Origin of the sequence: Paenibacillus mesophilus (assembly GCF_005938385.1) — a bacterium.
In the GTDB taxonomy this organism is placed as follows: domain Bacteria; phylum Bacillota; class Bacilli; order Paenibacillales; family NBRC-103111; genus Paenibacillus_AB; species Paenibacillus_AB mesophilus.
The window spans coordinates 101,220-127,901 of record NZ_VCRA01000012.1; the positions used below are offsets into that span (position 1 = coordinate 101,220).

At 55.0% G+C, this 26,682-nt stretch carries 23 protein-coding genes; 18 read left to right on the forward strand and 5 right to left on the reverse strand.

The genetic code is table 11. The features are described from left to right. The first annotated feature begins 5 nt into the window (after positions 1–5). Positions 6–1,127: a Gfo/Idh/MocA family protein gene (locus FE783_RS21380; protein ID WP_138881431.1), complete on the forward strand. Its 1,122-nt coding sequence runs from the start codon at positions 6–8 to the stop codon at positions 1,125–1,127. Continuing rightward, a complete protein-coding gene (locus tag FE783_RS21385; RefSeq protein ID WP_138881432.1) occupies positions 1,124–1,960 on the forward strand; it encodes a sugar phosphate isomerase/epimerase family protein in 837 nt (278 codons plus the stop codon). The genes FE783_RS21380 and FE783_RS21385 overlap by 4 nt, the downstream gene beginning before the upstream one ends. 107 nt (positions 1,961–2,067) lie before the next feature. Here the strand turns inward: FE783_RS21385 and FE783_RS21390 are convergent, their stop codons facing one another. Continuing rightward, a complete protein-coding gene (locus FE783_RS21390; protein ID WP_158301956.1) occupies positions 2,068–2,634 on the reverse strand; it encodes a 5' nucleotidase, NT5C type in 567 nt (188 codons plus the stop codon). Between the two features lie 243 nt (positions 2,635–2,877). Here FE783_RS21390 and FE783_RS21395 point away from each other — a divergent pair, with 243 nt between their 5' ends. After that, positions 2,878–3,642 carry a sulfite exporter TauE/SafE family protein gene (locus FE783_RS21395; protein ID WP_138881538.1) on the forward strand — a complete coding sequence of 255 codons (765 nt, stop codon included), beginning with the start codon at positions 2,878–2,880 and terminating at the stop codon, positions 3,640–3,642. Positions 3,643–3,900: 258 nt separating this feature from the next. On the opposite strand, the gene murQ is transcribed toward FE783_RS21395, so the two are convergent. Next, a complete protein-coding gene (gene murQ / locus FE783_RS21400) occupies positions 3,901–4,815 on the reverse strand; it encodes an N-acetylmuramic acid 6-phosphate etherase (protein ID WP_138881434.1) in 915 nt (304 codons plus the stop codon). Between the two features lie 26 nt (positions 4,816–4,841). After that, entirely contained in the window at positions 4,842–5,768 is a 927-nt protein-coding gene (locus tag FE783_RS21405) for a BadF/BadG/BcrA/BcrD ATPase family protein (RefSeq protein ID WP_158301957.1), read from the reverse strand. Positions 5,769–6,169: 401 nt separating this feature from the next. Here FE783_RS21405 and FE783_RS21410 point away from each other — a divergent pair, with 401 nt between their 5' ends. The 10 genes from FE783_RS21410 to FE783_RS21455 all read left to right on the forward strand — a co-directional run bounded on the left by FE783_RS21410 (position 6,170) and on the right by FE783_RS21455 (position 17,917). Continuing rightward, positions 6,170–7,552 (forward strand): ABC transporter substrate-binding protein, encoded by a 1,383-nt coding sequence (locus FE783_RS21410; protein ID WP_138881436.1) that lies wholly within the window; start codon positions 6,170–6,172, stop codon positions 7,550–7,552. A gap of 503 nt (positions 7,553–8,055) precedes the next feature. Then, a complete protein-coding gene (locus FE783_RS21415; RefSeq protein ID WP_138881437.1) occupies positions 8,056–8,985 on the forward strand; it encodes a carbohydrate ABC transporter permease in 930 nt (309 codons plus the stop codon). A gap of 13 nt (positions 8,986–8,998) precedes the next feature. Continuing rightward, complete coding sequence (locus FE783_RS21420; protein WP_138881438.1) at positions 8,999–9,832, forward strand: carbohydrate ABC transporter permease; 834 nt, start codon at positions 8,999–9,001, stop codon at positions 9,830–9,832. Between the two features lie 89 nt (positions 9,833–9,921). Next, on the forward strand, positions 9,922–11,034 hold the full coding sequence (locus FE783_RS21425; RefSeq protein WP_138881439.1) for an ABC transporter ATP-binding protein: 1,113 nt from the start codon (positions 9,922–9,924) through the stop codon (positions 11,032–11,034). 68 nt (positions 11,035–11,102) lie between these two features. Continuing rightward, positions 11,103–11,834: a DUF2189 domain-containing protein gene (locus FE783_RS21430; protein WP_138881440.1), complete on the forward strand. Its 732-nt coding sequence runs from the start codon at positions 11,103–11,105 to the stop codon at positions 11,832–11,834. Positions 11,835–12,303: 469 nt separating this feature from the next. Then, positions 12,304–13,491 (forward strand): exo-beta-N-acetylmuramidase NamZ family protein, encoded by a 1,188-nt coding sequence (locus FE783_RS21435; RefSeq protein WP_138881441.1) that lies wholly within the window; start codon positions 12,304–12,306, stop codon positions 13,489–13,491. Between the two features lie 43 nt (positions 13,492–13,534). Further along, positions 13,535–15,211 (forward strand): beta-N-acetylhexosaminidase, encoded by a 1,677-nt coding sequence (nagZ, locus tag FE783_RS21440; protein WP_338015886.1) that lies wholly within the window; start codon positions 13,535–13,537, stop codon positions 15,209–15,211. After that, complete coding sequence (locus FE783_RS21445; protein WP_138881443.1) at positions 15,208–16,398, forward strand: anhydro-N-acetylmuramic acid kinase; 1,191 nt, start codon at positions 15,208–15,210, stop codon at positions 16,396–16,398. The genes nagZ and FE783_RS21445 overlap by 4 nt, the downstream gene beginning before the upstream one ends. A gap of 108 nt (positions 16,399–16,506) precedes the next feature. Continuing rightward, a complete protein-coding gene (locus FE783_RS21450; RefSeq protein WP_138881444.1) occupies positions 16,507–17,622 on the forward strand; it encodes a serine hydrolase domain-containing protein in 1,116 nt (371 codons plus the stop codon). An 88-nt stretch (positions 17,623–17,710) separates the two neighbouring features. Then, positions 17,711–17,917, forward strand: a complete 207-nt coding sequence (locus FE783_RS21455; RefSeq protein ID WP_138881445.1) for a hypothetical protein — start codon at positions 17,711–17,713, stop codon at positions 17,915–17,917. A gap of 68 nt (positions 17,918–17,985) precedes the next feature. Here FE783_RS21455 and FE783_RS21460 read toward each other — a convergent pair whose 3' ends face one another. Then, complete coding sequence (locus FE783_RS21460) at positions 17,986–18,870, reverse strand: AraC family transcriptional regulator (protein WP_138881446.1); 885 nt, start codon at positions 18,868–18,870, stop codon at positions 17,986–17,988. 223 nt (positions 18,871–19,093) lie between these two features. Here FE783_RS21460 and FE783_RS21465 point away from each other — a divergent pair, with 223 nt between their 5' ends. From FE783_RS21465 to FE783_RS21485, 5 genes are read left to right on the forward strand one after another with little or no spacing between them, the layout of a single operon-like run. Next, the gene (locus FE783_RS21465) at positions 19,094–20,668 is read left to right on the forward strand and encodes an FAD-dependent oxidoreductase (RefSeq protein WP_138881447.1); all 1,575 of its coding nucleotides are present in this window, start codon (positions 19,094–19,096) and stop codon (positions 20,666–20,668) included. Positions 20,669–20,690: 22 nt separating this feature from the next. Further along, on the forward strand, positions 20,691–21,755 hold the full coding sequence (locus FE783_RS21470; protein WP_138881448.1) for a Gfo/Idh/MocA family protein: 1,065 nt from the start codon (positions 20,691–20,693) through the stop codon (positions 21,753–21,755). A 13-nt stretch (positions 21,756–21,768) separates the two neighbouring features. Further along, a complete protein-coding gene (locus FE783_RS21475; protein ID WP_138881449.1) occupies positions 21,769–22,608 on the forward strand; it encodes a sugar phosphate isomerase/epimerase family protein in 840 nt (279 codons plus the stop codon). Between the two features lie 17 nt (positions 22,609–22,625). Beyond that, complete coding sequence (locus tag FE783_RS21480; RefSeq protein WP_138881450.1) at positions 22,626–23,924, forward strand: ABC transporter substrate-binding protein; 1,299 nt, start codon at positions 22,626–22,628, stop codon at positions 23,922–23,924. Between the two features lie 19 nt (positions 23,925–23,943). Beyond that, positions 23,944–25,515 carry a DUF4127 family protein gene (locus tag FE783_RS21485; RefSeq protein WP_158301958.1) on the forward strand — a complete coding sequence of 524 codons (1,572 nt, stop codon included), beginning with the start codon at positions 23,944–23,946 and terminating at the stop codon, positions 25,513–25,515. Between the two features lie 76 nt (positions 25,516–25,591). Here FE783_RS21485 and FE783_RS21490 read toward each other — a convergent pair whose 3' ends face one another. Then, positions 25,592–26,644: a LacI family DNA-binding transcriptional regulator gene (locus FE783_RS21490; protein ID WP_138881452.1), complete on the reverse strand. Its 1,053-nt coding sequence runs from the start codon at positions 26,642–26,644 to the stop codon at positions 25,592–25,594. Positions 26,645–26,682 lie beyond the last annotated feature (38 nt).

Below are 26,682 nucleotides of genomic sequence, written 5' to 3' on the forward strand. Positions count from 1 at the left end.
AAACCATGACTCTTATGCTGCAACCGGAAGACTACATGCCAAAGCTGCATAAGGATGTTGACGCATCCCGATATGGGATCGGATTGATCGGCTGCGGCTCCATCGCCAACAGCGCTCATCTTCCTGCTTATCGAAAAGCCGGCCTGCGGGTTTCGGCATGCTGCGACATTAGTGAAGCGGCCGCCCGCAATACGGCCGAGAAATTCGGTATACCGTTCTGGACGACCAGCGTACAAGAACTGCTCGAGCGTGAAGATGTCTCTGTGATCGACATGGCTATTCATCCGAGCGCCCGTGAAGAAGTGTTGAAGCAAATCGCAAAAATACCGCGTCCCGTTCTATGTCAGAAGCCCTTGGATATGACGTTGGACGGTGCAAAGCACCTTGCTTCGATTGCGGCTGAAGCCGGCTTTATGCTCGCCGTTAATCAACAAGCCAGATGGGCGCCTGTCCATAAAGCGGTTAAAACGCTGCTTGACCGGGGCGTCATCGGTGACATTTTGAATATTCAGCACGTATATCGTTCAAACCAGGACCGGGAAGGGCACTGGTTCTCCAAGCTGCCCAATGCGCTTATCGGCGATCACGGTATCCATTACTTCGATTTGTGCCGTTATTTCAATGCTTCACCTTCCGGCTCCGGCAATGATTGGTCGAGGATTCATTGTACGACGGCGATGATGAAGAAACAATTTGCGATCGATCCGTTAATTTATTCCGCCAATATCGAATTCGGGCCGGCGGGCGGACGCGCCCATACGATGGCTCACCTGTTCTTTAACGATATCGTGAGAAGTCCGCGTGCATTCGGATATGCATGGTGGGTGGACGGATCGGAAGGCTCCATATGGAGTACGGACAAATCCGTTTGTATGGCTCTAAGAAACGATCCGTCCACGGTTCACGAAACGGTCGTAAGCGGAAGCTGGTTTCCGGACGGATTCCTGGGATCCATGCTGGATCTGATCGAAGCCGTCGAGTTCGGCCGGCCTCCGCTTGTAACGCCGGAGGATAACTTCTCCACTTTGGCGATGACTACCGCCGCAATCCGATCGAGCCGGGAAGGGCGCGTCGTCGAAAGAACCGAACTGTTCCCGGGGACGGATGAACACGGGGTGCGAATATGAATCCGTTAGGTATTTTCGGTTGGATCTATAGCGGTCTTACTCTGGAGGAAGTGGCGAAGACGGTAAGCGGGGAAGGGTTCCAATACATCAAGCTTCGTTTGCGGGAGACTTTTATCGTATCCCCCGGCGAGAAACTGACTTTAAGCCGTGTGCGCGAAGTCAAAAAAATGTTGGATGCATACGGTCTGAAAGCGGCACCTGTGGCCGGTTACGTGAACATTGTCGACCCGAATCCCGAGTCACGGGAATCGAAGCTGTGTCTTTTTGAGGAGCTCACCGAGTACTGCCAGGAGCTGGGGACTGCCTATATCGCAACGGAAACGGGGAGTCTGCATCCCACGGAGCCGTGGGCCGATCACGAGAACAACCGCACCGAAAAAGCATGGAACGACATGCTGACCGCCCTGGAACGTTTGCGCGGTACGGCCAAGAAAAACGGAGTCACTTTATTGCTCGAAGGCTATGTAAATAATGTGATGGGGACCACGGAGTCGGCGAGCCGGGTAGTCCGAGAGCTTGGTTCCGATCATTTGGGTTTTGTGCTTGATCCGTTTAATTATTTCACTCCACGGGATCTGGAGGAGCAGGAGGCTGCCTTTACCCGAATATTCGAGGCTATTGCTCCTTATGCCTATGTGGCGCATGCGAAAGACGTCATATACACGGATAAAGGAATCGAGACGCCGAAGGTCGGAGCAGGGAGAGCGGATTGGTCCCTATATGCAGGCATGCTGAAGCGTGACATGCCGGAGCTTCCGCTAATCCTGGAGCATCTGAAGCGGGATGAAGCCGGGGAGTGCAGGAGGCTTGTCATGGAGGCGTTTGGGGAATAAAGGCGTTTTGCCGGGCGGCGGAAACGATTGACGGAGCCCTTGTTGCGGGCTCCGTTATTATTTCAGTCGACCGCGGCCCTGCCTGCGGGATCGGCAGCCTTCTCCCGTTAACGGGACGTTATTGTGCCTTCCAAGTATTCGATATGCCGGTTTACCTCGGTCCAGTTGGAGGCGCGGTACACGAATTTATTAGCGACGGACAAATTATAGGGCTGCTCATATAAAATAACCGGCCGATTGGCACGGGCAAACTCCTCCGCATAATGAGGACCGTCATCGATCAGCACATCTACCTTGGAACGTACGCATTCTTGGAGCTTATGATCGGTAAGTATAATGTTGTGGTAATGAAAGCCGTGGTGCTCGAGCCATTTAACGGTAACATCGCGAAAGAGAGACGGGCGGGCCGTAATGATGGAGAGTCGATGCCGATCGAACAATTGCCGCAATATTTCCGCGGCCATCGGATAAGGCGTCGAGTTCCAATGAATATCATGTCCGTATCGGCTATAAACGGCTTCGCGCTCCGCCTTGTCCCAGCCGTATAGACGGTATATATAAAAATCATTGACGTCGTCCGGCGTAAACGATAAGTTCGACGCTTTATTGTAATAATGCAAATGGGCCGAGGTCGCGTCAAGAACGGTGTTGTCCAAATCTACTCCGATATGCAAGCGTGTATCAGCTCCCGATCTCAAAACTTTATTCTCTATAAACGAGTATACCATACGTTCGGACGGAAATTTGTCGGAACAGCGGTATTCATTGTAGCTCGCAGGCGTCCGATATAAGAAAAAATGGAAAATTGTAACCTTTCGGTCTGCGCATGAATAAAGTTCTTTACAGGATTTCGTATATCTCCTATAATCCTAGTATGATTATCGGGATTATTGGACATGGGGGCATATCGCATGGAAATGGACTGGGGCATCTCGCTGCTCGGGATGCTGGTCGGCTTTTTGGTAGGATTGACCGGAGTCGGAGGCGCATCGCTGCTCACGCCCGTCTTGGTGCTTGTGGGCATTAATCCGACGCTGGCGGTCGGCACGGACTTGTTTTACAATTCGATTACGAAGCTGTTCGGCACGATTCAGCATTTCCGCCAGAAGACGATCGAGCTTCACCTCGTGCTGTACTTGGCCGCCGGAAGCATTCCGGGCGCGGTCGTCTCGATCGTGGCGCTACACCGATTCGGAGCCGCTTACCACAATCAGGAGCAGATCGTCCGTACGGCGCTCGGTATCATGCTGATCGTCGTAGCGGTGCTGACGATATCGAAGCTGCTGTTCGACCGTAAAGGGAAGGAGAATCGGCTTCAGGAAAAGCCCCTTGAGCAGAAGAAGCTGATGACCGTCTCGATCGGCTTCGTTCTCGGCTTTATCGTCGGCCTTACCTCGATCGGCTCCGGCTCGCTGTTTGCCATCGCGCTGCTGTATTTGTACCGGATATCCGCCTCGAAGCTGGTCGGTACGGACATCGCTCATGCGCTGCTGCTCGTTACGGCTGCCGGACTGATGCACGCAAGCTACGGCAACGTCGACTTCGGGCTCGCCTTCCAGCTGTTGATCGGTTCCATCCCCGGTGTATGGGTCGGCAGCTCGTTAAGCGCCAAGGTGCCGGCGAAGCCGCTTCGCGCCATCGTCGCTTCCTTGATTCTGATAAGCGGATTCAAGCTGCTGTAGGCTCGAAAAGACTATGATTGCAAAAAAATAAGAAAAGCTTCTAATAAGAAGCCCTTACCCCGATGAATGACCCTGCGTAAGAGGTAGCTTTTCTTAGTACAGAAACTCGCAGTTCGCTTAAACGAGGTATCGCTTAAGCAGCTGTATCCTTTAGCGAACTTAAAATTTCTGTATCGTTAAGAAACCTCCGGAGCGGAGGTTTCTTTCGTATGGCCGGGAGAGCGCTCACCCGGCCTTTATCATTTTCGGCGCATGCAATCAGTCGCGCTGCCCCGCCGGGTCGATCGCTTCGCGCACGAACCCGCCGCTTTGTTCCAGCAGCTTGACCGCCTCTTCCTTGTCGACTCCGGCCAAAATCATGACGATCGCGGTCTTGACATGTCCGTCGGCCTGCCGGTACATTTCGTCGACGACTTCTTCCGAAGCTTGAGTGGCCATGCGGATAATCCGTTTCGCCCGGTAAACGAGCTTCTCGTTCGTCGGCTGCAGATCGACCATCAAGTTTCCGTAAACTTTGCCGATACGGATCATCGCCGTCGTCGACAGCATGTTCAGTACGAGCTTCTGCGCCGTTCCGGCCTTCATCCGGGTCGAGCCGAGGATGACTTCGGGTCCGACAACCGCTTCGATAGTCAGATCGGCGATGGCGGCCATCGGCGTATTATGGTTGTTGCACAAGCCGATTACCGAAGCGCCCAGCGCCTTGGCTTGCTTCATGGCGCCGAGTACGTAAGGCGTTCGGCCGCTTGCGGCAATGCCGACGACCGTATCCTTCGGGCCGACTCCATGTTCGTTCATGTCAGCCGCGCCGAGCTCCGGATTGTCTTCCGCGCCTTCTACCGCATCCTTGACCGCGCGGAACCCTCCCGCGATAATCCCTTGAACCATGGCCGGATTCGTTCCGAAGGTCGGGGGACACTCGCTCGCATCGAGTATGCCGAGTCTGCCGCTCGTGCCGGCTCCGATGTAGAACAATCGTCCGCCGTTTTGAAACGAACGGATGATCATATCGGCGGCTGCAGCGATTTTCGGCGTCAAGGAGCTCAGCGCTTCGGCGATGAGGCGATCCTCCTGGTTAATCAGCTTGACGATGTCTTCCGTCTGCAGCTTATCTATTTGTTTGGTCCGCTCGTTCAACTGCTCCGTTGTCAATTCGTTTAGCAAATTCCTCATAAAAATGGCCCCTTTGGTTCGTATTGTCACAGTTGTCTCCATGCCAAGAGCGCGGCGCCGTAGGCCGGTTCTCTGACGGACGGATGGATCCTGACGAGCGGCGCGTGCGCAAGCAAGCTTTCCCGGAACGTTTCCGCGAAACGCTGCGAGTAGTTGAATATCGAGCCGGTCGTGACGAGGTCGCATTGTCCGAACCAGGAATCTTTGCGCACTAGCGCTGCAGCCGAGTCGGACAAATCCCGTGCGGCAGCTTCAAGGATGCTTCTCGCGGAATTGTCGCCCAAGTCGTCGGCGCGTATGCACAGCTCGGCAAATTTGGCGATGTCGTGCTTCTTGATATGAGGCTGGTAAATATAAGTGCGCAGGTCGGTAATGCCTTTGAATCCGTACGCTTCCACAATCATTTCTTTCAGCATCGTCGGCGGCTCGATGCCGTCGTGGCTGCGCATGGCGGTCCGCAAAGTGCGCAAGCCGATATCGTACCCGCTTCCTTCATCGCCGAGCAAATTGCCCCAGCCGCCGACGCGGAACCGCTCGCGATTATCCGTCAATCCGAAGGCGATCGAGCCGGTCCCAGAAATGACGATAATGCCGCGGTCGTCGCGTAAAGTCGCCATAAGGGCAATCTGTGCATCATTATTGATGAAAATCTCGAAGGCCAAAGCCCGCTCCGATCGGTAAGCTTCCATATAGTCGCGGAAACGTCTCCGCTCCTCTTCGGTGTCGACGCCGGACAAGCCAAGACAGACGGCCGCGCATGTCGAACCTTGCGTCTCGGGAATGGAAAAGACCCGGTCGAGCAGCCGGCCCATGTTCCGGGTCGCTTGCTCGAACGAAACGGCGTGAGGATTCGTAGAGTCTACGGTAAATCCGCCCCACTCCGTTCCGTCTTCGGCAAGGAGCAGCGCCTCGGTTTTCGTTCCCCCGCCGTCAATGCCAATTACGTACCGCAAATGAATTCACCCGCTTATTCCCATGAATGCGACTGGGTAGTTGATCGTTCCAAATATGCAGATAGGGTATTGGTATTTTCCTTGAGTATAAGGGAATGACAAGAGTTTGTAAAATAAAATTTATTGATATTAATTTATTGTTGAAATATTATTTCTTGGGCGCTATAATAGGGGCATGTGGACTGAGGAACAGCCATATGACAGTTGTACAGCCGGTTTTTGGTGCGCTACTTGGCCGTCAACGGGGCATGAAGAAAACGTTTTCGGAGTTTTATTTCATGAATAGTTCGAAACCGGGCATTCCTTTAGGATTCCCAAAGAAACATTCTGAATAACAAGCGGCGCATGATGCAAACTAATGGAAACTGTCGAAGCGAACCATTATGAAGGGGGAAACTAGAATGAAATTCAACAAATGGCTTTCCATCGCGATGGTAGTCGTAGTCGCAACAGCCGTCGCAGCGTGCGGCAAGAAAGAAGAAACGCCTCAAGCCGGCGGCGCGACGGGCGGGCAGGCCAATACGACGCCCGATACGGTCAAAGTATGGACTTATCCGGTACACGGTAAATATGAAGACGATATTAAGCTGCTCGTAGCCGATTTCAATAAAACATACCCTCATATTAAAGTGGAATACGAAGTCATGTCGTGGGCGGAAGGTCCGAAAAAATTCGACGTCGCCCTGAACGCGGGCAATCCTCCCGATCTGTACTTCGGCGGCATGAACGGCCAATATGTCAACACGGGGCTCGCGATGCCGATCGACAGCTACATGACCGACGAAATCAAGAAAGACTTCCTGCCGGGAACGCTCGACACGATGAAGTTCGGCGGCAAGCAATACGGTATGCCGTTGTACCAATCGCTGTGGGGTTGGGGAGCGAACAAACGCATTCTGGAGGAAGCCGGCATCGACTACAAGAAAATCCAAGAAAACGGCTGGACTTGGGACGAATTCCTCGAAGCGGCCAAGAAGCTTGGCAAAAAATTGCCTAACGGCACGCAGCAATACGCTCTCGTAACGGACGGAACGTCGATCGACTTCTTGGACATGATCACCCGCAACGCCGGATTGGTTGACGCTGTTGACGAGAAAGGCAACTTCATCTGGAACGACAGCAAAATTGCCGACGCCGTCAACTTCATCAATAAGCTTGTAAAAGACGGCATTCTGCCTAAAGAAACGGTTGCGCTGCAGCCTGCCAAACGTTCGGAAATGTTCTATGCCGGTCAAGCGGCGATTATCAGCAAAGCGATTCCTTACTATGACGTCATGATCGCAAACCGCAACAAAGATATCGACGCGGGCAAAGTGCAAGGCGAGAAAATCGAGTACATCCAGCTTCCGGTTCCGCATTCCGCTTCCGTTAAGGGCTACGGCGTAACGACCGGCGGCGGCGAAGGCTACGTAGCGTTCACGCAAAAAGGCGCAAATAACGAACAGCATAAGAAAAACGTGTTCCTCGTTATGGAAGCTTTGAGCGGCGCACAAGCAGGGAACTCGGCCAACGAGCTGTGCCTGCCGTTCGTACGGACGTCGCAAGCGAAAGCGTTCGAAGGCAAAGGCTTGGCGAAAGACATCAACTTCACCGTATCCAAAAAAATGCGTGAAAACCTTGCTCCGCAAGTAGCGCTCAGCATCGACGTGGACAAAGCGGCTAAGCTGAAGCAATACCGCGAGCAAGTCGAAAAACCGGTTTTCCAAGCGCTGCTGGCAGGAGAGAAAGCGCCTGAAGCCGCTGTGGAAGAGCTGAAAACGAAAGGCCAGCAAATGCTGCGCTAATCGCACAACGAGCGTGACCAGCAAACGCCCTATATGGTAGCATATGGGGCGTTTCTTAATAAACAGGCTAGTAAAGAGGTAAGTCCCCAGAAAGTAATAACAATAGCTCTTATCGAAGCAACTCAATGAAGGACATTCGTGTTCATGGTGATGCTATTGTTGCGAGAGCAGCAAGCTGCTCCGACGGAATAAGCTGCGAAGCTTATCTTCACTTTCTGGGGAATGATTAGGGGGGCTCCCCCAAAAGTAATAGGAGTTAGCTGCAGAGCTTTGCTTCACTTTTGGGGGTCAAAGTATGGGGTCCCCAGAAAGTAATCGGAATAAGCTACAGAGCTTATCTTCACTTTTTGGGGTATTTTAGGGGGGCTCCCCCAAAAGTAATAGGAGTTAGCTGCAGAGCTTTGCTTCACTTTTGGGGGTTAAAGTATGGGGTCCCCGAAAAGTAATCGGATTAAGCTACGAAGCTTAACGTCACTTTTTGGGGTAAAGTTAGGAGGACAGTGATGAATAACAAATCGGTTGGAGCGATACCGGGACCGAAGGCGCCGAACACGAAGTTCGTCCAGTTTTGGAAAGACTACGGCTGGGCGTACCTGTTCATTTTAGCCCCGGTGCTGCTGTTTTTGGTGTTTACGTTTTATCCGGTCATATCGGCCTTTCTGATGAGCTTCCAGAAGTATAACGTCATGCAGTCCAAATGGATCGGGCTCGACAACTACGCCTACATGATCAAGGACGACGTGTTCTGGAAATCGATCAAAAATACCGTTATTTTTACGATCGGCACCGTGCCGGTCAACATTGTGATCACGTTCGTTTTGGCGTTTTTCATTTTTCAGATGAAAAATTCGTGGCAGACGTTTTTCAAGGCGTCGCTTTACTTGCCGGCGGTAGCGTCCGGGGTAACGATTTCGCTCGTATGGCTGGCGATTTTCGATCCGACCGCTTCCGGTCTGATGAACCGCGTTATCGGGATATTCGGTCTCGATCCTGTCGTATGGCTCGGGCAGTCGAATAAGGCGCTTTACTCTCTAATGCTGATGAACATATTGGGCGCTCACGGCAGCGGCATTATCTTGTATTTGGCGGCGATGGGCGGAATTCCGAAATCGCTCTATGAGGCGGCAGATATCGATCACGCCAGCGGCTGGGCGAAGTTTTCCAAAATTACGTGGCCTCTTCTCAAGCCGACTACATTGTACTTAATGGTAACCGGCGTTATCACCTCGTTCCAGGTGTTTATCAGCGTATACCTGATGACATCGGGCGGACCGAACTACGCCACAACGACGATCGCTTATTTGATTTACCAGGCGGCATTCGTTTTCTACGATTTCGGGCTCGCTTCGGCGCAATCGTTCGTATTAGCCGGGCTTATTATCGTCGTGTCGGTCATCCAGTTCAAATATTTCTCGTCGGACATCGAATATTAAGGAGGCGGTCGCTATGTCCAAGCAGGCAAAGATCATATTTGTAAGCATCGCGGTGGCCGTTCTGCTGTTCTGGGTGCTCGTCACGATCATACCGCTGTATTGGATGGTAATCGGTTCGTTCCAGGATTCGCAATCTTCCGCTTCATTCCGGCCGCAAATGTGGCCGAGCGTATGGTCCATCGCGCCGTATGAACGATTTTTTACGAAGACGAATGCGCTTCGTTGGCTGTTCAACTCTTTGTTCGTATCGGCGGTCATTACCGTCACCAACTTGTTCTTCGCTTCTTTGGCCGGCTACGCGTTCGCGAAGCTGAAGTTTCCGGGACGTAATTCGATCTTCTGGGTACTGCTCACCACGATGATGATCCCGGCTCAAGTTACGCTAATTCCGCTGTACGTGTTGGTAATCAACGTGTTTGATTTGGCCGATACGTATACCGCGATCATATTGCCTTCCATCGTTACGGTAGGAAATATATTTTTGATGAAACAGTACATGTCTTCCTTGCCTACTTCGCTTATTCATGCCGCGCGGATCGACGCGTGCAGTGAGTTCGGCATTTTCCGGAAAATCATACTGCCGATGGCGAAGCCCGGCTTGGCCGTCTTGGCGATCTTCACATTCGTTGCCCATTGGAACGATTTCTTCTGGCCTCTCCTCGTTACGCAAACGGATCAGATGCGTACGATCCAGGTCGGACTGGCCAGCTTCCGTTTCGCGGAAGCGACGGATTATGGCGCTATTATGGCCGGTGCGACAATCGGCGCGCTTCCGATGATGGTGCTGTTTTTCTCGCTGCAACGATATTTCCTGCAAGGCATTACGATCGGTGCGGTTAAAGGTTAAGCTTACGAAGTCAGTTTTGCTAAAGCAAAACTTAAGTATCGCTTTCGAAGTCAGTTTTGCTAAAGCAAAACTTTTAGGAGGGAACAAGCATGGCAAGAGTCGAATTTAAAAATGTAGTCAAAGAATATCACGACGAGAAGCGGGGAACGTTCACGGCCGTAGCCGACTCCAATTTCGTCATTCAGGATAAAGAGTTCGTCGTCTTCGTCGGTCCGTCCGGCTGCGGCAAGACGACATCGCTGCGGATGATCGCGGGACTGGAACGCCAATCGAGCGGGGACATCATTATCGGCGACCGGATCGTCAATCAATTGCATCCGAAAGACCGCGACATCGCGATGGTGTTCCAGGACTACGCACTGTATCCGCATATGACGATTAAGGAAAACTTGTCGTTCGGCTTGAAAAACCTGAAGCGTCCGAAGGAAGAAATCGAGAAAAAGGTCATGGACGCCTCGAACATTCTCGGACTGACCGAAATGCTCGACCGCAAACCCCGCGAGTTGAGCGGCGGCCAGCGTCAACGGGTGGCCGTAGGCCGCGCGATCGTGCGCGACCCGCAAGTGTTCCTGTTCGACGAGCCGTTGTCGAACCTCGATGCGAAGCTGCGCATCCAGATGCGCGTGGAGCTGGCCGAGCTGCATAAACGGCTTGGCGCGACGATCGTATACGTTACGCATGACCAAGTCGAAGCGATGACGCTCGGCGAGCGGATCGTCGTCATGAACAAAGGGCGCGTACAGCAAATCGCCTCGCCGTCCGTGCTGTACAACCAGCCGCAGAACATGTTCGTCGCGGGCTTCATCGGCTCCCCGGCGATGAATTTCATGGATGCGCGCATCGCGAACGGCAAAGCGCATGTCGAAGGCGCCGCATTCGAGCTGAGCGAAGACATGCTGAAAGCTTTGAAAGGGTATGAAGGCAAGGAGGTCGTCCTCGGCATCCGTCCGGAACATATTTACGGCGAGGATTTCGCCGAGAAGATGGGCATTTCTAAAATCAACTCGATGCAAACGAGCGTGCAGGTGATCGAAAACTTGGGCGCGGAAACGCTGCTCTATTTCCGGATCGGCGCGCGCATGGTTACCGCTCGCGTAAACCCGGAGACGGACGTGAGGATCGGCCAGATGATGAACTTCGTGTTCGACCGCAGCAAAATGCATTTCTTCGACCCGGCTACGGAAGAACGGATCGTTTATTGATTGTATAGATTGACCCAGTCAAGCCGGACCCGCAGCAGGGAAACCGGCGCAATGGAGGGAGATCCGAGATGCGCAAACTAAGCGTCATTGTCGTCCAGTCGGCCAAAAAGGTGTTTCAGGACATTATACCGGTAGCGCTGCTCAGCATCGTGGGTGCGCTTGTACTTGTTCCGTTCGTCTTCTTTTTGCCGGTCGGCATCTCGTTGTTTTTGCTGCCGTTCATCTTCGTCCCGCTGTGCGCCGGGGCGCTGCATGCCACCCATAAGATGATGAAGGGGGAGCGGGCGAAACTATCGGCGTTGTTCGCGGGAGCGTGGCGCTATTTGCTGCCTTCGATCGTCTTCGCTTTCTTATGCTCGCTGTTCATCCTGATCATCGTGTCCACGTGGTGGTATTACGGAAGCAAGTCCGGCACGCTCTATTTCGCTCTTGCCGTATTCCAATCGTATTTCGTCGCGATGGTATTCGTCTCGCAGCTGTATACCCTCCCGCTGATCGTGCAGGAGCGGGTCGGCGTATTCGCGGCCATGGGCCGTAGCGTCAAGCTGTTTCTCGCTCATCCGGGCTATACGGTCGGAGCGTTTATTCAGCTGCTCAGTCTGACCGTGCTGCTTGGCGTAACGGTCGTAGGCTTCGGCTGCCTGTTCCTCGGCATGTACGGCATCTATTCGAATCTGGTGACCGCGAACCTGCTCAAGAAGCCGGAAGAGGAAGACAACGAGAGCGGCTCGGCCCACGCGAAAGAAGCGGAAGCCCGCTCGGGCGACCGTTTTGAAGCGGTATCGGCGATGGGACGGTAACTTTGTTTGCTTAGCGGAAATTTACGTCCTTATTTTGCTCTTTTTTATCGTTTGCAGGAAAATAGTGGGAAATTTTGTCCTTATTTCGGCGTTTCGGCGGACATTCTTCGGGGATCGGGGCAAAAAAGCCGAAATAGATGCGATTTTTTCCTCTATTTTTTCCGGAGCGGTGGATTTGGCTATATTAGGACGTTTTTGAGACTGTCGATTAACTGGTGAGTTAAGGAGTGGAAAGTGAAAAAGGATACCTTCTGGCGAGTTTTGGATTTAAGAGCTTTCGACAGAAAGCTAGCTTCGTAAGCTTCACTATTCCAACTGCTGAATCCTTATCAATCAAGGAGTTTAAAACAAGCTGTCTGAGCAGAAGAAGGTATCTTTTCACTTGGAACGGCGTGCTTTCACTTTGCTAGCAGTTAATCGGCAGTCTCCTTTTTGCCGCTATTTATTGATCCAATAAGGGTGTGGGAAAATGGGGAACCGGAGATGGAGCCACCCGAGTGTACGAACGGGAGCCGATCAGCTGCATGAAGCGGCCAAAACCGTATTCGCGGGAGCCCGCGTCGGCTTGGTTACGTGCGCGGCCGCCGTTAACAGCCAGTTCGTGTCGACCGTGGACAGCTGCGCCGAATTGAAGGATGCCGAGCTTACGGCCATGTTCGCGTGCGAACACGGCATACGCGGCGAGAGGCAGGCGGGCGTCTTGTTTGGAGACGAGACCGATCCACGCCTGGGAATCCCGGTATTCAGCCTGTACGGCGAGACGAAGAAGCCTACGGAAGCGATGCTTGCGCATGTCGATGCCGTGCTGTTCGATATCCAGGACATCGGCGTCCGGTTTTTCACTTATTTGGCGACCCTTGCGTATGTCATGGAGGCGTGCGCGCATTCCGGCAAAACGTTGATCCTTCTAGACCGCCCGAACCCGTTCGGCGGTTTTTGTTGCGAGGGGGGAAAGCTTGCGCCCGGCTTCGAATCGTTCGTTGGGATTGCGCCGATTCCTTTCCGTACCGGAATGACGATCGGGGAATTCGCCCTGTATATGAACGATCGGCTTGAACGCAAATGCGACCTGAAGGTGATCAAGCTTCAAGGATGGCGGAGAACGATGGAATTTGACGAGACCGGCTTGCCGTGGGTGTCGACCTCTCCGAATACGCCGACGCTGGATTCGTGCCGCGTCTATCCGGGGACGTGCCTGTTCGAAGGAACGAACGTATCCGAAGGGCGCGGAACGACGAGGCCGTTCGAGATGATCGGCGCCCCTTGGCTGGACGGCGGCAGGCTGGCCCGGGAGATGAACGGGCTGCGTTTGCCCGGCGTTCATTTTCAGCCGGTCTATTTTACGCCGGCGTTTTCGAAGCATCAGGGCGAGCTGTGCAGCGGCGTCCAATTGTATGTAACCGACAAAGAGACTTTCCGTTCGGTCGAAACCGGGCTGCGGCTCGTACATCAAGTAAGCAAGCACGATGTGGAGCGATTCGCGTGGATTCCGCCCTTCAAGGAAGGCCGGAAACACTTTATCGACTACTTGACTGGAAGCGATCTAGTGCGCACGATGGTGCAGGACGAGGCGGGGATGGAGACGATCGTTCGGCTCTGGAACGAGGACGCGAAGGACTGGAGACGGGAACGGGAGCCTTATTTAATATACAACTAACAGCATGTGGCATCATGATTCGCCAGAACTGGGGGAGAACGTATTGAACAGCAGCAGCGTAAACAAAAGTAATGCGGACTTGTCGGCGATGTCTTTGCGTCATAAAATCGGGCAAATGATCCATTGCGGCTTCCACGGGCACGAGCCGAGTGAGGAAATCGCGCAGCTGATCCGCGAGCGCCATATCGGTGGCGTCATCTTGTTCGCCCGCAATGTGCGCGACATTCGCCAAGTGGCGGCGATGAACGCCGAGTTCCAGCGGATCGCGCTTGAAGCCGGCGTGCCGCCGCTGACGATCGCGATCGACCAGGAAGGCGGCATGGTGGCGCGCCTGACGGAGGGCGTCGCCCTCATGCCCGGCAATATGGCGATCGCAGCCGGAGGGGAGCCGCAAGCGGCGTACGAGGCGGCCCGCGTAACGGGAGAAGAGCTCCATGCGCTCGGCATCAATCTGAACTATGCACCGGTGCTGGACGTAAACGTTAACCCGGGCAATCCGGTAATCGGGGTGCGCTCTTATGGCGAATCGCCGCAGCTTGTGGGCGAATACGGCGTGCGGGCGATCCGGGGCTTGCAGGAAGCGGGCGTGACGGCGACGGCGAAACATTTTCCCGGTCACGGCGATACCGATGTGGATTCGCATCTGGACTTGCCGACCATTACGCATGGCCGCGAGCGGATTTACGGGATCGAGCTTGCACCGTTCGTGCGGGCGATCGAAGCGGGAACCGATGCGATTATGTCGTCGCACATTTATTTCCCGTCCTTCGAGACGGAGAAGCTTCCGGTTACGCTGTCGCACAGCGTGCTGACCGGCCTGCTCCGCGAGGAGCTCGGCTTTGACGGCGTTATTATGACCGACTGCATGGAGATGAAGGCGATCGCCGACCATTACGGCACGGTTGCGGCAGCCGTCCTTGCGGTGGAAGCGGGGGCGGATTGCGTGCTGATCAGCCACCGCCACGATTTGCAGGCGGAAGCGATCGAGGCGCTTGTCGCGGCAGTCGAGTCGGGCCGGCTGAGCGAGGCGCGCATCGACGAGTCGGTGGGCCGGCTTCTGGCGATGAAGCGCAAGCGGGGCGTAACGGCGGACGCCGTGTTAACGGTCGCGGACGACGCGTACTATGCGAGCGAGGCGTTCCGCAGCGTCGGCAGCAGCGCGCATCGCGAGACGGCGCGCCGTATCAGCGAAGCGAGCGTCACGCTCGTCAAGGCCGATGCGGGGGCGCTGCCGCTGCGCCGCGAGCGGACGCTCGTGATCGGCGTCCAGGCGGTCGCGGTGTCGGAGGTCGACGAGTCGGTCGACCTGCCGGTCACGCTCGGGCAGGCGATCGCCGCGCAAGGCGTCGAGGTGGAGGAGCGGACCGTCACGATGGACCAAGTGAGCGAGAAGGCGGAGGAACTTGTCCGTTTAGCTGTGGCGGGCGGCTATTCGCAAGTCGTCGTCGGCACTTACAACGCATCGTTTCGTCCGGATCAAGCGGCGCTGGTTCGTTCCATTCTCGATGCAGGCGTCAAGCCTGTCGTCGTAGCATTGCGCAATCCGTACGACATCAAGGCGTTTCCGGACGTTCCCGCCTATGTGGCGGCTTATGAGTCGCGGCCGCTCGCGCTGCAGTCGGCTGCGAAAGTGCTGACCGGCGCAATTGAGGCCAAAGGCCGCACGCCGGTTACAATCAATCCGGATTATCCGGCAGGCACGGGAGGGTCGATCCAATGATTGCACAATTAGTAAGCAAGCCGAGCCGGCTCATTATCGGCCTCATGTCCGGCACCTCGCTCGACGGCGTCGATGCGGCTGTCGTAAGAGTGGAAGGGAAAGGGCTCGAGACGAAGGCGGAGCTGGTCGGATTTACGACGGTGCCCTACGACGATAAGCTGCGCGAGAAGCTGAAGGAGCTGTGCAGCGTCGAGCATTCGGACGTCGCCAAAGTGTGCGGCATGAATTTCTACATCGCGGAAGTGTTCGCGGATGCGGCGGAGCGGGCGGCGAAGGAAGCCGGATTGACGATGAACGACATTGATCTGATCAGCTCGCACGGACAAACGATCTGGCATATCCCGGTCGCCGACGAGCAAGATTGGTCGCTCGTCCGTTCGACGCTTCAGATCGGGGATTTGTCCGTTATCGCCAAGCGGACCGGGAAGCCGGTCGTAGGCGACTACCGGACGGCCGATATGGCCGTGGGCGGACAAGGCGCGCCTCTCGTACCGTATGCCGATTTCATTTTGTTCCGTGACGGGAAAAAGGGCCGGATTTTGCAAAACATCGGCGGTATCGGCAACTGTGCGGCGATTCCGGCAGGCGGATTGCCGGAGCAAATCGTCGCTTTCGACACCGGTCCGGGCAACATGCTGATCGACCAGGCCGTCCATACGCTGTCGGGCGGCGAGAAGAGCTATGACGACGGCGGGAAATGGGCCGCGCAAGGTAAGGCGGATGAAGCTGTCGTAGCGGAAATGATGAGCCATCCGTACTTCGCGATGCAGCCGCCTAAGACGACGGGCCGCGAAGTATTCGGCAAAGCGTACGCGCAGCAGTGGATAGGGCGCATGCAGGAAAAAGGGTTGTCCGCCGACGATATTGTAGCGACGTTTACCGCTTTTACGGCGCATTCGATCGCGCAAAGCTACCGGGATTTCGTACTGCCCGCAACGCCCGCCGAAGAAGTGGTCGTATCCGGCGGCGGCGCCCATAACGGAACGCTGCTGGCTATGCTCGCCGAGCTGCTGCCGGGACAGACGGTGACGACTTCGGATGCGCTCGGCATCTCGAGCGACGCGAAGGAAGCGGTAGCGTTCGCGGTATTCGCGAATAACTTCTTGTTCGGAACGCCTAACAATTTGCCTTCGGCTACGGGCGCTCCCGTTGCGACGATCATGGGCAAGCTTGCGCTGCCGGGATGAGACCGGCGTCTTATGGCCACATGAAAGCATGAAAAGGCAGGCAATATTCGTTGTATCCGGCTGCGGCAATCGATTAGCCCCCATTTTTCAAGGAGGAGCTGTTGAACGATGAAGGAATTATACTCCAGCGCCGCGGGCGTGAATATGGAGGCCGAACGGATCGAGGATGCGTTCCGACTGCTCGACGAAGCGGTGGAACGGGGAGATACGCCGGGGGGAGTGGCGCTGATCGGGCGTCACGGACGCATAGCCGGTATTCACGCGGTCGGAGTCGCCCATACGAGGGCTCCGGACGGCGGACAAATTGCAGTGACGAAGGATACGATATTCGACGTTGCCTCCTTGAGCAAAGTAGTCGGGACGCTGCCGCTTGTCCTGCAGCTGGTCGAGCGGGGACGTCTGCGGCTTGGCGATCGGGTGGCCGAATACATTCCGGAGTTCGCGGCGGAAGGGAAATCGGCAGTCACCGTCAAACAGCTGCTGACACATACGTCCGGGCTGCTGTCGCATAAAAACATGTACTCGCACGGCTGGTCGCCCGACGAGATCAAGGCGCACATTTTCGCCCATCCGCTCGACTATGAGCCCGGTACGAAGATGGTGTACAGCGATCCGGGCTTTATTACGCTCGGGGAAATCGTCTCCCGCTTGTTCGGCGAGCCACTCGCCGTCATGGCCAACAAGTACGTGTTCGCGCCGCTCGGCATGAACGACACGCGCTACCTCCCGCCGGAAAGGTTGCGGCCGCGCATCGCCGCAACCGAATATTACGAGAAGCTCGGCCGGCACAAATGGGGCGAGGTGCACGACGAGAACTGCTTCGCGCTCGGGGGAGCGAGCGGCCATGCCGGTTTGTTCTCCACGGCGGAGGATTTGGCCAAATACGCCATCATGTGGCTCGCCAAAGGGCGTTTCGGCGATGGCGGCCGGCTGCTCAGCGAGGCGTCGGTCTCGGCGGCCATCCGGAGCCATACGTCTGATCTGCCCGCGAACCGCGGCTTGGGCTGGGTGCTGAAGGGCGACCAGTGGGACGCCTCCGGCGATTTGCTGTCGCCTTCGAGTTACGGCCATACCGGCTTTACCGGCACGAGCATCTGGATGGATCCGGCGCTGGATTGCTTCGCTGTCGTGCTGACGAATCGCGTCCATTACGGCCGGGACAAATCGGTCGTTCGTCTGCGGAACTGTCTGCATAACGCCGTTGCCGCCGCTTGCTTGTCTTGATCGGAATGGCGATTGCCCGGAGAATAAATAAGACCAAAATTATCCAAATTAAACCTTATACCGAGTATAAGGAGGAGAATAATCCCGTATGGACGCATTTGACGACATCGACGTGGAACTGAAGGGCGGAGAAAACGGTAAGGATGCGAACTTTTTCGGAGTGATGGAAGTAGATTCCGATGTGAACGATGACGGCAATCGCGAGAAGGAGCTTGACGAATCGTTCGGGTCTTGGGTAAACGACAACGATCGGATCAGCCAAACCTTGAAGGATACGCTTCGGCCGGGCGAATAAACCAAATTGGTGTGAATAACGAGCAGACGGCCGCGGCCATTTGCTCGTTTTTTATTGGATATTTTCCGTTAAATCTTCCCGCCGCGCGACTGATTTCGATACTGACTGGGAAGCAGCCCGGCCGCGCTTTTAAACACCCGGGAAAATTGTGCGGCGGATGAGAAGCCGGCGGCGTAAGCGATTTCCGTCAGGGACATTTCAGGACAATTCCGAAGTATTCGCTTCGTTTCCGCGACACGCTGCTGAAGAACGTATTGATAAAACGACAAGCCTTTCTCGCGTTTGAACTGCCGAGTCAAATGCTCCGGGCTGACGTGGAACATTCTGGCCGCACTTTGAAGCGAAAGCTCTTCATGCAAATGCTTGTCGATATAATCGCAGCAAAGTCGGATCGGATCGAAGTCCGATTTACGGTCTTCCGCTTCCACGCTGCGATTTATAAAAACGGCCAGGCTGACGAGCTGGGAGCCCACGACTTGCTTCCATCCCGAATTTCGTTCCTCGATTTCTTCAGTAATCCGGGAGACGATCCAACGGACATTGGCGAACATTTCCGGGGATAAGGAGATTTGCCGAAAGGCCGCGCCGGACAGGGAGCCAAATTGCAAGGTTGGCATCAAATGAAATTCGGCTTCCTTCTGAACCCCGTTCTCATCGAAGCAGATGACCGCTCTCTTATACTGGCATGAAGTATCGATATAAAACTGATGGGGCACACGGCCCGAGAACACGATCAATTGCCCGGGGGACTGCATATACACGGTATCCCCGATCACGTAGGCGGCCTTGCCTTCAAGGGTCAAATTAATCTCGATGCCGGGCTGAACATGAAGCCGCTGCCTATGCTCGCGAAGAAGCTCCTGCCGCGCATAAACGGGATATAACTTGAAACCGTTCTCAACAAAGGGGTTGACAATTGGAGGTGCGTTAAGCAGCTCGCGATCCAGTTTCATGAAAACGCTCCCATCGTAGCGAATGATACGGGCTGAGCCCTAGTCTTCGGGTTCATTATAATTCAAACGATTGGAAATGAAAACGGTTAAACTCTCCATATCAATTTTTGCGGGAAAACCGATCAATTATCCGAAAGACAGCCGGAAGGAGCTGAAATTATACTTAAGCCATGTTCTTCTGTATACCTACGCACACCTGAAGAAACGAGGGGAATGGAACGAAATGGATACCAATTTGGAAATACGCTCCGACGTTGCCGTAATAGGGGGAGGACTCGGCGGCTGTGCAGCCGCGCTCGCGGCGGCCAAAGCGGGCAAAACAGTCGTGATGACCGAAGAGACGAGCTGGATCGGAGGTCAGCTAACGAGCCAGGCCGTCCCTCCGGACGAACATCCGTGGATTGAGAAATTCGGCTGCACCCGAACGTATCGGGAGCTTCGCGAGGGGATCCGCGATTATTATCGGAGACGGTTCCCCTTGACGGAGGCCGCCCGCCGAAAATGGAATTTGAATCCCGGCAACGGTCTCGTTAGCCGACTATGCCACGAGCCTCGCACGGCGCTCGCCGTACTGCACGAGATGCTGGCCCCCTACATACACAGCGGCCAATTGAGTCTTCTCACGGGACGCAAGCCGGTACGCGCGGAAGTTCAAGGGGACGTGATCAACCGGGTTACCGTACGTAATATGGGGACCGGGCTGGAGGAAACGATCCATGCCTCCTACTTTCTGGACGCAACCGAATGCGGAGATCTCCTGCCGATGACGGGAACGGAGTATGTAACGGGATCGGAATCGAAGAGCCAAACGGGCGAACCCCATGCCGTTGACGGCGATCCGCTGCCTATGGATATGCAGGCGTATACGTACTGCTTCGCTCTCGACTATCGGGAGGGGGAGGACCATACGATCGAGCGGCCGAGGGAGTATGATTTTTGGGCTTCGTATAAGGCGGACTTTTGGCCAGGCAAGCTGCTCAGCTGGGTCGGCTGCCGGCCGTCGACGCTCGAGCCCCGGGAATTCGGATTGTTTACGGAAACGTCCTCTCTATGGCGCTACCGTCGAATCCTAGATAAAACGAATTTTATCGAAGGGACCTTTTCAAGCGATATCACAATCGTGAACTGGCAGCAAAACGATTACTGGCTCGGACCCATTATCGATGTAAGCGAAGAAGAGAGAGACCGCCACTTGGAAAGCGCGAAGCAGCTCAGCTTATCGTTGCTGTATTGGCTGCAAACGGAAGCTCCCCGCCCGGACGGGAATAAAGGTTATCCGGGCCTGCGGCTGCGAAAGGACGTCGTCGGCACGGAGGATGGAATGGCCATGTATCCATATGTCCGGGAGTCCAGAAGAATCAAGGCCGAATTTACCGTACTGGAGCAGCATGTCAGCGCGGAAGCGAGACCGGACGGAAAAGCCGAATCGTTCGATGACTCCGTGGGGGTCGGCTGTTATCGGATCGACCTTCATCCAAGCACCGGCAACCGCCACTACATCGATATCTCGTGTTTGCCGTTTCAGATTCCGCTCGGCAGCCTGATTCCGGTCCGCATGCGCAATTTGCTGCCGGCCTGCAAAAATATCGGGGTTACTCATATTACGAACGGCTGCTACCGTCTGCATCCCGTCGAGTGGAATATCGGCGAAGCCGCGGGATATATGGCCAGCTTCTGCATCGATCAAAACCGGAGGCCGACCGAGGTTCGAAACGATCGTTCCGTATTGAAGCAGTTTCAACAATTGCTGACGAACGAAGGCGTCGAATTGAGTTGGCCCGAAATCAAATCCATGTAACCGTAAAGGGGAGAGAAGTCCGATGTCAGGGAAAACGAAGGTTGGCGTGATCGGAGCGGGCAACATTTCCGAGCAGCACATCAAGGCCTATTTAAGCAATCCGAACGTAGAGCTTTACGCCATCTGCGATCAGAATGAGGAGCGGGCGAAGGCAAAAGCGGCGAAGCATCAGGTGAATAACGTATACTTCAACCATCTGGATCTGCTGAACAATCCGGAAGTCGAAGCGGTCAGCATCTGCACTTGGAACAATTCGCACGCCCCGATCAGTATCGACGCGCTTCGCGCGGGCAAGCACGTGCTGGTGGAGAAGCCGCTCTGCATGACGGTGGAGGAGGCGCTGCGGGTCGAGGAAGCGGTCCGGCGGTCCGGCAAGGTGCTTCAGGTCGGCTTCGTCCGCAGGTACGGCGACAATACGCAAATTTTGAAGCAGTTTATCGACAACGGGGACTTGGGGGACATTTATTACGCCAAAGCGTCCTGCATCAGGCGGCTCGGCAACCCGGGCGGCTGGTTCGCCGACAAGGATCGTTCCGGGGGAGGACCCTTGATCGATTTGGGCGTTCATGTCATCGATTTGTGCTGGTACCTGATGGGAAAGCCCAAGGTAAAATCGGTCAGCGGCAACACGTACGCCAGACTCGGCAATCGGGCCAATGTGAAGAACCACGCTTTCTACAAGGCTTCGGATTATGATCCGAACCTCAATACGGTCGAGGATTTGGCGAACGCCATCATCCGCTTCGAGAACGGCGCATCTCTGGTCGTGGACGTCAGCTTCACCCTCCATGCCAAGCAAAATGAAATCTCCGTCAAGCTTTACGGAGAAAAGGGCGGCGCCGAGATCGAGCCGGAGTTCGCCGTTGTCAGCGAAAAGTACGATACGATTTTCAATCTGCAGCCCCAGGTGAACAAATTGACTTTTGATTTTGCAAAGGGCTTTCAAAATGAAATCAACCATTTCATAGAGGCCTGCCAAGGGCGCAAAGAGACGTTAAGTCCGGTCGAGGACGGATTGGAAATAATGAAAATGCTTTGCGGCATTTATGAGTCTGCTGCAAAGGGTGCCGAAATTACGATTCGATAAGGGGTGCAGTAGGGTGGAGCTTTCGCTCAGCATGTACAGCATGCACAGGACCGTTAAGGCGCAGGGTTGGAGCACGGTCGATTTCCTGCAGTTTTGCCACTCTGAAAACTACGGGCTCGTCGAGCTGCTGGCGCATTTTTGGAAGGACGTTCGCACCGAGCTTGAGGCCGTCGTATCCGCCGCGAAAAGTTTGGGAATCGGCGTGACCAGCTACGCGGTATCGAACAATTTTGTGAGCGAGGATCCTTCCCTAAGAAAGCAGGCCTTGCTGAAGATTACCGACGGCATCCCGATCGCGGCCGAGCTCGGGACGAAAGTGATCCGGGTTTTCTCCGGGAACCTGGCCGAAGGGATTCGCTATGAGGAGGCGAAGAGCTGGATTATCGACGGCCTCAAGGAAGCATGCCGCGAAGCGGAGGGAGCCGGAATGACGCTTTGCCTGGAAAACCACGGCAAATTGGCCGGCAAGGGCGTTCAGGTGAAGGAGCTGATCGATGAGGTCGGCTCCCCGGCGCTCGGGTCCACGTTCGATACCGGAAACTTTTTGCTCGTTGACGAGCAGCCGCTTCAAGCTTTCGCCGACTTGAAGAGGTATATCGGTCATGTCCACTTTAAGGATTTCAAAGAGCAGCCGAACGGACGGTATAAGTCGATCGGGATGCGCACCTACGAAGGCGTTCCGGCCGGAGAAGGCGATGCGGGCTTGCCGCAAATATTGGACCTTCTGGAGGAGTCGGGATATAAGGGAGCCTACGTCTTGGAGTACGAAGGAACCGGGAGCGAAGCGGACGGCATTCGTCAAAGCTACATTCGGTTTCAAGAGATGGTCCGCAATATAACTAGCCGGATTTAAAGAGAGGAGGATGCTGAATGATGCGGAAAAGGTCTCGGCTGGTCATGCACGGTTTGATTTGTTTATTGCTCGTATTGGCTGGCGGATGCGGCGGCAAGAGCGCGGAACAGGCGCAATCGGGAACGGGATTGCCGCCTCCGGTCCCGATTACATTGACGTTTTACAGCGCCCAGGGCAAAGTATTGGAGCAATTCGGGGCGCTTGATTTGCTGAAAGCCAAGTTTCCTCATATTACGTTTGAAGTGATCAACAACCAAGCCGGACAGGGCTATCCGGATTTGATCGCCGCCGGCAAGACGCCCGACATCATTTACGAGGCCAACAGCCTCATGAAGGATACGATCATTGCCTACGGCCTTAACTATGATCTCGATGAACTGGCGAAGAAGCATAAATTCGATTTGAACCGTTTTGAGCCGAACGTACTGTCCCAGGCCAAATATTCCAACAGCGAGGGGAAACTGTACGGACTCCCGTATTCGGTGAACCGGTATGCGCTGGTGTATAACAAAGACATTTTCGATAAGTACGGCGTGCCTTATCCGAAGGATGGCATGACATGGGATGAAGTTTATAGTTTGGCGCAAAAAGTAAACCGGGTGGAAGGATCGGAATTGTATCAAGGCTTCTCGATGAATACGCCGGCCAACTACATGCTGAACAACCAGCTGTCCCTGGACCCGCTGGATCCCAAGGAAGATAAAGCGGCCGTCAATACCGACGGCTTCAAGAAGCTTTACGAAAATTTAAAGCGATTCTACGAGCTTCCGAACGCAAACGTCGCCAACAACAGCTTCGTCGGCGGAAAGCTCGCCATGATGGTAGGAGCGGTGAGCACGGGGCAATTGACTCAATTCGCGCAGGCGACGCAGTTGAATTGGGATATGGTTTCGGTTCCGGTGTTTGCGGACAAACGGGATACAGGGTTTAAGCCGGCCGGCTTGTCGCTGTTCATTTCCCAAACGTCGAAGCATAAGGACGAGGCGTTTCGGGTTGTCGGCTATTTGACTTCCGAGGAGTTCCAGACCATCCTGGCAAGAAACGGGGGCGGGACCACGCTGGCCAGCGACAAAGTCAGATCTCAGGCCGGACAGGACGTCCCGGTTTTAAAAGGCAAGAATGCAAAAGCGCTGTATTACTATCCTTTCGCGCCTACCTCTCCGCCTCGGGCAAACCATCTAACCAATGTAAGCGTTAACTTTACGAATTCTTTTGCCAAAATGATAGAGAGCAATACCGATGTCAATACGGCACTCCGAATGCTGGAGGAAGAGGTCAACAAATCGATCGCCGAAACTAAGGCGAAAACAAAGTAGCCGTATGGAGGATGTCCCGATGAAGCCCATAGACGCGATTTCTCTCGTTCCGCTTGACTACCGGCCGTTCACGTATTACACGCCGACGCAGATCGCACGGATTGGAGGCTGTCGGATTCGAACTCCGGATCCGAGGCTGCTGGGGGCCTATTTCACTCCCGGCGACCGCGCGGCGGTCGCGGATTGGTGGGAGAAGGATGCGGCCGCAACGGAGGCGTCGGTCGTCGCGGTGCCCATGCTGGCCTTCGGCGGCTTGATCAACTCGCGATACAGCGGCGGCATTACGTTGGAGCAGGCGCACGAGAGCCTTGAAGTGATCAAACGAGTGAAAGACCGATATCCGCTGCACAAGATTTATGCGTTCGACTCGATTATGCGGCTCACGATCTCGCCGACAAGAGACTACCCGGGAAATTGGAGCGGTAAACTCCGCGAATGGTCGATATTGAAGGATAAGGTGGAGCGGATGGGGATGGATCATCTGCGGCCCGAATACGAGGCCGTCGGAGCCGTACTTCCCCAAGAGTTGATCGATGATTATTTGTATACCCGCGAGCGAAACTTAGCCGTTAATAAAAGGATGATCGACTGGGTTCGGGAAGGATATATCGATTTTCTCATCATCGGTCAGGACGATGCGGAGCCGTACGGACTACACAGAAGCGAGCGCAATAGGCTGATTGAATATATTAACGCTCATGGCCTAAGCGGCAAGATCAAAGTATTTCCCGGAGCCGACGTAATCGCTTCGCTGCTGATCGCAAAGCTGGCCGCCGATTCTCTCGGAGTGTCCCCCAAGGTGTATGTGGAATATTCGCGCACGCACGGGGACCGGTGGATTGCCCCTTATCAGGACATTCCCTACAGCGAAGTCATTGGAAATTATGTATCCGTCCTGGGCGGAGAAACGGTTGCCGGCGCGGAGCAGGCCGATCTGTTGCTTATGGCGAATACGGCGGGAAGCGAGACGATCGACTCGTTCGCAGACCGGGTTCAGGCGTTCATCGACGAAGGCCGCGCGGTTACGGTCGGGGATGACGCGCATGCCGGAACCGCCGATCCGGTATTGATCGAAGCGCTGCAGAAGCGGATCCGTTTTTCCGACTTGACGGGATACTCGGGCTGGAACATCGGGGTGTCGATCGCGCAGGCGTTTGCCAGATGGGCGCTGCTGCATACCGCCCGAGAAATGATGCGGGATCGTTTGCTGCAATCGGCGAAGTCGCACCTCGAGCTGCTGCTCGAAGCTTTGGCGCACGAGGAAGGATACCGCAACCATGTCCGCAGCGGGGCCGTCGCTTATGCAAGATCGCTGGGCGACGATCCGCAGCGGCTGCAGACCCGCTACGAGGAGATCAACGCTTACGTCATAGCCCATACGGAAGCCTTCGGGAACAAGTGGTACCAAACGCATTTTGCGGGGAAGGAGATCGTCCTAGGAAACGAGGGGACAAAGACCGTCCACGGGATGGTCGACCGTTTGAACGGCTGGCAGCTGCTTTTACCGTGGAATCGTACGGCGGAAATGGAAGTGTTTCCGGATCTTACGATCGTCGTAAGCTCGGAAAGCGAAGAGACGACGAGTCTGTGAATGATGAATGATGAAATAAATATAGCAGAAGAAAAGACGGTCTGGCGTTGCGTTGCAGGCCGTCTTTTCTCCGTTCCTAGGGAGTGATGAAATTAACGCTTGTACCGATCCGGAATTTGCCCCGGACTCGAATATGCTCGTAGGGCATATGCAGGTTGGCGATTCGCCACAGCATACGGTCGGCGGCACGATGTCCGGTTTCCCTGACCAGAATCCCGGGACTGGCGATGCTGTGAAATCGACTATCCTCGGTTTGGTCCAAACAGACGAGCGAGCACTCGTCCGGGATCCGGATTCCGAGCTTCTCGCAGCAGTCGAGCACCCGGTTCAGATCGTCGTGAATCGAGCAAAGCAGGGCGGTCGGCCGAAACGCGGTCCACTTCTCCCTAAACGCTTCAAAGAACGCCTCCTTCCCTGCGTACCGCTTGGTCAGATGCGCTTCTTCGCTTACGTCAAGCCTATACTGCGAAGCGATTTCTTGAAAAGCCGTCCACCTTAACCGATAACCGCGATGCGTAGCGTTGTCGCCCAAATACAGGATGCGGCGGTGGCCCCGGGCCAGGAGATGAAGCAACGACTGCTGGACGGCGTCGTATACGTCCCAAATGATACTGTCGGCTTCCGCCCCGATCGGAGGGAAGTTGATAAACATTTTCGGAACCGGCAGCCGGAGAATACAGCGCTCCCAAACATCGGGTAAACCGAAGGAGATAAACAGCCCGTCGGCATAAGAGAGCTCCATCTGCTCCAGCATCCGGCTGACGGACGTCTCGGACCGTTCCGGCCGAATGGGGATCTCGGTCAATTGCAGCACATTGCCCATTTGCTCCAGCCGATCGCGCAAGCTTTCCTCCATAATCCGGTTCATGGAGGTGTTGCGCACAGCATTCGCGCGGGTCACGAACAGAAATCGGCGCGGCTTCACCCTCAACCGGTCCACGCCCTCCCAAACCCGGTTCAATTGCTGATCGCGAGTCCGGTAGCCGAGCTTCTCGGCGGCTTCGATAACCGTAAGCCGGGTATCCTCCGACATGCCCGGCAGCCCGCGAAGCGCTTTCGATACGGTGTAAGCGCTCAGATTCAAGTGCTCCGCCAAAACTTGGAGTGTGACCGTTTTTTTCTTCGCCACGCTTCCCCCTCCTCCATTCGGCCAAACATTTTCGCAAC